General features: G+C 66.1%; 4 protein-coding genes. 3 read left to right on the top strand and 1 reads right to left on the bottom strand.

The window, feature by feature from the left end; all coding sequences use genetic code 11:
• Together AB4Y84_RS15535 and AB4Y84_RS15530 are read left to right on the top strand one after the other, a co-directional pair.
• Positions 1 to 595, top strand: a 595-nt coding sequence (locus AB4Y84_RS15535; RefSeq protein WP_442250395.1) for a response regulator transcription factor, incomplete at its 5' end; no start/stop codon positions are given.
• A complete protein-coding gene (locus AB4Y84_RS15530; RefSeq protein ID WP_032951976.1) occupies positions 585 to 1865 on the top strand; it encodes a sensor histidine kinase in 1281 nt (426 codons plus the stop codon). The genes AB4Y84_RS15535 and AB4Y84_RS15530, both read left to right, overlap by 11 nt.
• An 87-nt stretch (positions 1866 to 1952) precedes the next feature.
• Here the strand turns inward: AB4Y84_RS15530 and AB4Y84_RS15525 are convergent, their stop codons facing one another.
• Positions 1953 to 2342 carry a VOC family protein gene (locus AB4Y84_RS15525; RefSeq protein ID WP_025877085.1) on the bottom strand — a complete coding sequence of 130 codons (390 nt, stop codon included), beginning with the start codon at positions 2340 to 2342 and terminating at the stop codon, positions 1953 to 1955.
• A gap of 156 nt (positions 2343 to 2498) precedes the next feature.
• Here AB4Y84_RS15525 and AB4Y84_RS15520 point away from each other — a divergent pair, with 156 nt between their 5' ends.
• Positions 2499 to 3749 (top strand): DUF819 family protein, encoded by a 1251-nt coding sequence (locus AB4Y84_RS15520; protein WP_312786566.1) that lies wholly within the window; start codon positions 2499 to 2501, stop codon positions 3747 to 3749.
• The last annotated feature ends 202 nt before the right edge of the window (positions 3750 to 3951 follow it).

Below are 3951 nucleotides of genomic sequence, written 5' to 3'. Positions count from 1 at the left end.
GGCCGGCAGCCACCCGTATGACGCGGTGATCCTGGACTGGATGCTGCCGCGCATGGAAGGCCCGGAGGTGCTGCGACGGCTGCGGTCCGAGCACGCCTCGGAAGTGCCGGTGATCATGCTGACCGCACGCGACGAACTGCCGGACAAGATTGCCGGCTTCCGTGCCGGCGCAGATGATTACCTGACCAAGCCGTTCGCCTTGCCGGAACTGGAAGTGCGCCTGGAGGCGCTGCTGCTGCGCGCGCAGGGTCGCAATCCGCGCAAGCGCCTGCAGGTGGGCGACCTGGTGCTGGACCTGGCCAGCCTGGAGGCGCAGCGCGCCGGCCAGGTGCTGCACCTGTACCCGGCCTGCCGCAAGCTGCTGGAAGTGCTGATGCGCGCCAGCCCGGGCGCGGTCACCCGGCAGCAGCTGGAATTCGCCCTGTGGGGTGATGAACCACCGGACGGCGACCTCCTGCGCTCGCATGTGTACGAGCTGCGCCGCAGTGTGGACGGCCCCTTTGCCGACAAGCTGATCCACACCCTGCCACGGGTGGGCTACCGGCTGGCGTCCACCGCAGGCGCGGACGCACGGAACGATGACGATGGCGCGTAAGCCCGGGCCGCTCTACCGCCGGGTGGTGTGGTGGCTGCTGGGCTACCTGGCGCTGATTTCGCTGGCGGTGTTCAGTGTGGGCAACTACGTGCACGAACACGCCGAGCACGCGGCGTGGCGCGCGCTGCTCAATTCCGAACTGGACAGCATCGTCGAGCACACCGAGCACGAGCCGCACTATCGCTGGCAGGACTCGGACACGCTGAGCCTGTTCCGCTTCAATGAAGCCAACATGCCCGCCAGCCTGCGCACCCTGCATCCGGGGTTGCATGACGGGGTGATGATCGGCGAGCGCGAGACGGCGGTGATGGTGCGCGATACCGGCTCGATGGGACGGGTTGCGCTGGCCCTGGACATCTCCGATTTCCACGACCTGGAACAATTCGCAACGCGCTGGGTGATGCTGGCCGGCATCATCATGATCTTCGTCACCGTGTTGATGGCCTCCTTCGGCATGGAGCGCATGGTGCGCCCCTTGAGCCTGCTGGCCCAGCACATCGGTGCACTGCGGCCCGGCGTGCAGGGCCAGCGCATTGACGTCGATCCGCGCGGCAGTTCCGAGCTGCACACCATCGCCGATGCGCTGAACGATTACCTTGATCGCAACGAGCAGTTCGTCGAGCGCGAGCGGGTGTTCATCAGTACCGCAAGCCATGAACTGCGCACGCCGATCGCAGTGATGACCGGTGCCGCCGAACTGGCGCTGGAGCAACCCGGCCTGCCTGAGCGCGCACGACAGCAGATGCAGCGCGTGCTGCGTACCGCGCAGGGCGTTGAGCAGCTGATCGAGCTGTTGCTGGTGCTGGCGCGTGATCCCGCCCGCCTGGCTGCCCGTGCCGAGCGCATCGCGCTGGACCAGCTGCTGCCGGAGATCGTCGACGACCATCGCCACCTGCTGGGCGACAAGGACCTGAGCATCGGCATCCAGGCCGCGCCGGTCGACATCGTCGCGCCGCTGGCGGTGGTGCAGGCAGCGATCGGCAACCTGCTGCGCAATGCCATCGAGAACAGCGGCCGCGGTCATATCGAGCTGCGCCTGACCTCGGCAGCGGTGTTGACCCTGCAGGACCCCGGCCATGGCATGAGCCCGGAGGAGATCGCAGCGATCCACGCGCGGATGGCCCGCGGTGAGCGCGGCGACCGCGGCGGCATCGGCCTGGAACTGATCGCGCGGTTGTGCGAGCACCTGGGCTGGACCCTGCAGCTGCAGCCCTGCCAGCCGCGCGGTACCCTGGCCTCGCTCGACTTTGGTACATCGCGGCCAGGCTGACCTCTCCGTCGACCAAGGCCGACGCCTACCAGGCAATGGCCGCGTGCGTTCTGGTAGGTGCCAACCCTGGTTGGCACGCTGGCCGCATCACCGCCCCGTTGGCCGCGCCACGTGCTGGTCGATCAGGATCACGTTGCCATCGGGATCGGTCAGCTGCAGATAGGCCGGACCTTCGCCATCGGGATCGGCACGCGCCGTGAGTGCGATGCCCTTGGCATCCAGCTCGGCCTGTACCTCGCGTACGTCCTGGAAGGACGCCAGTTCCTGCTTGTGCTGGTCCCAGCCGGGGTTGAAGGTCAGCAGGTTGCCCTCGAACATGCCCTGGAACAGGCCGACCACGATGCCGTTGTTGCGCAGTACCAGCCAGTTCTGCGCCGCATCACCACCGGTCACCGAGAACCCCAGCGCTTCGTAGAACGCACGTGAGGTGGCCAGGTCCTTCACCGCCAAGCTGACTGAAAAAGCGCCGAGTTGCATGGGGCAGGCTCCAGAAGGGAATGCTGCGATTCTCGGTAGGCCCGCGCGCTGCCGCAAGCAGCGCAGCATGACCCTGCGTGAAGACTATGTTAATTTCGACCCGCGCCGCTTATGCGGCGCTTTTCTTTTCCGCTCTTTCGATCGACAGAGGATCCCATGCCGACCGAACCCGCTACTGCCCTGATCAGCAACGACATCGTTGGCCTTGGTCTGATCGCCGCCACCCTCGCCTTGATCTTCTGGGCTGCCAGTGGCCCAACGCCCTTGCTGAAGAAGATCTTCGCCTGGGTACCAGCACTGCTGCTGTGCTATTTCATCCCCGCCATCTACAACACCGCCGGTGTCATCGATGGCCACAACACCTCGCTGTACAACCCGGTCGCCCGCGATGTGCTGTTGCCGGCGGCGTTGGTCCTGCTGACCCTGTCGATCGACCTGAAAGGCATCGCCAAGCTGGGGCCGAAGCTGCTGCTGGTGTTCTGCGCCGGCACCGCCGGCATCATGCTCGGTGCCATCGTCTCCTTCCAGGTGATGAAGCTGATCCATCCGGAAACCGTGGCTGGTGACACCTGGGCCGGGATGGCCGCATTGGCGGGCAGCTGGATCGGCGGTGGCGCCAACATGGTTGCCATGCGCGAAGTGTTCGGCACCGATGCCACCACCTTCGGCCAGTTCGCTGTGGTCGACGTGGCCTGCGCCAGCCTGTGGATGGCGATCCTGCTGTTCATGGCCAACCGCGCCCAGCAGATCGATGCACGCAACGGTGCCGACACCCGCGCCATCGATGAAATGAAGGCGCGCATCAGTGCCTACGAGGCACAGAACGCGCGCATCCCCAGCATGACCGACCTGATGGTGATCGTCGGCGTGGCACTGGGCGGCGTCGGCCTGGCCCATGCCATCGCCGCACCGCTGTCGGGCTGGTTCAAGGCCAATGTCAGCTGGGCCAGCCAGTTCAGCCTCGACAGCCAGTTTGTGTGGGTGATCCTGCTGTCCACCGCGATGGGCCTGACGCTCAGCTTCACCCGTGCACGCCGGCTGGAAGCGGCAGGCGCCTCGCGCCTGGGTACCGTGTTCCTGTACTTCCTGATCGCCTGCATCGGCATGCAGATGAACCTGTTGTCGCTGCTGGATCGTCCGTGGCTGTTCCTGCTGGGGGCCATCTGGATGGCCACCCACGTGCTTGTGCTGTGGATCGTGGCCAAGCTGGTGCGTGCGCCGCTGTTCTTCTTCGCGATCGGTTCGCAGGGCAACATCGGCGCCGCCGCCTCGGCACCGGTGGTGGCGGCAGCATTCCATCCGACGCTGGCGCCGGTGGGCGTGCTGCTCGGTACGGTCGGTTATGCCACCGGTACCGGCCTGGCGTATGTCACCGGGCTGATCCTGAAGTGGATGGCGGGCGCGTAGTCCGGAATGCGTATTGCGGTAGTGCCGGCCGCTGGCCGGCTCCTCTTTCGTCGTGGTGTGCCGAGCGCTGGCCAGCGCTCGGCATCACACCTGGGAGATACGTGTGACACCTCATTGTTCTTCGTTCATTGCTGTCAGCCTGGACGGTTGCATCGCGCGCGCGGATGGCAATCTGGACTGGCTCGACCACGCCAATCAGAGC

Source organism: Stenotrophomonas sp. 2YAF22, from assembly GCF_052114665.1.
Taxonomy (GTDB): domain Bacteria; phylum Pseudomonadota; class Gammaproteobacteria; order Xanthomonadales; family Xanthomonadaceae; genus Stenotrophomonas; species Stenotrophomonas indicatrix.
This window is presented reverse-complemented; position numbering and strand designations above follow the sequence as displayed.

Excerpts from the sequence above, each read along its gene's own strand:
- AB4Y84_RS15525 (WP_025877085.1), bottom strand. The coding sequence starts at position 2,342 with ATGCAACTCGGCGCTTTTTCAGTCAGCTTGGCGGTGAAGGACCTGGCC.
- AB4Y84_RS15520 (WP_312786566.1), top strand. The coding sequence starts at position 2,499 with ATGCCGACCGAACCCGCTACTGCCCTGATCAGCAACGACATCGTTGGC.
- AB4Y84_RS15530 (WP_032951976.1), top strand. The coding sequence starts at position 585 with ATGGCGCGTAAGCCCGGGCCGCTCTACCGCCGGGTGGTGTGGTGGCTG.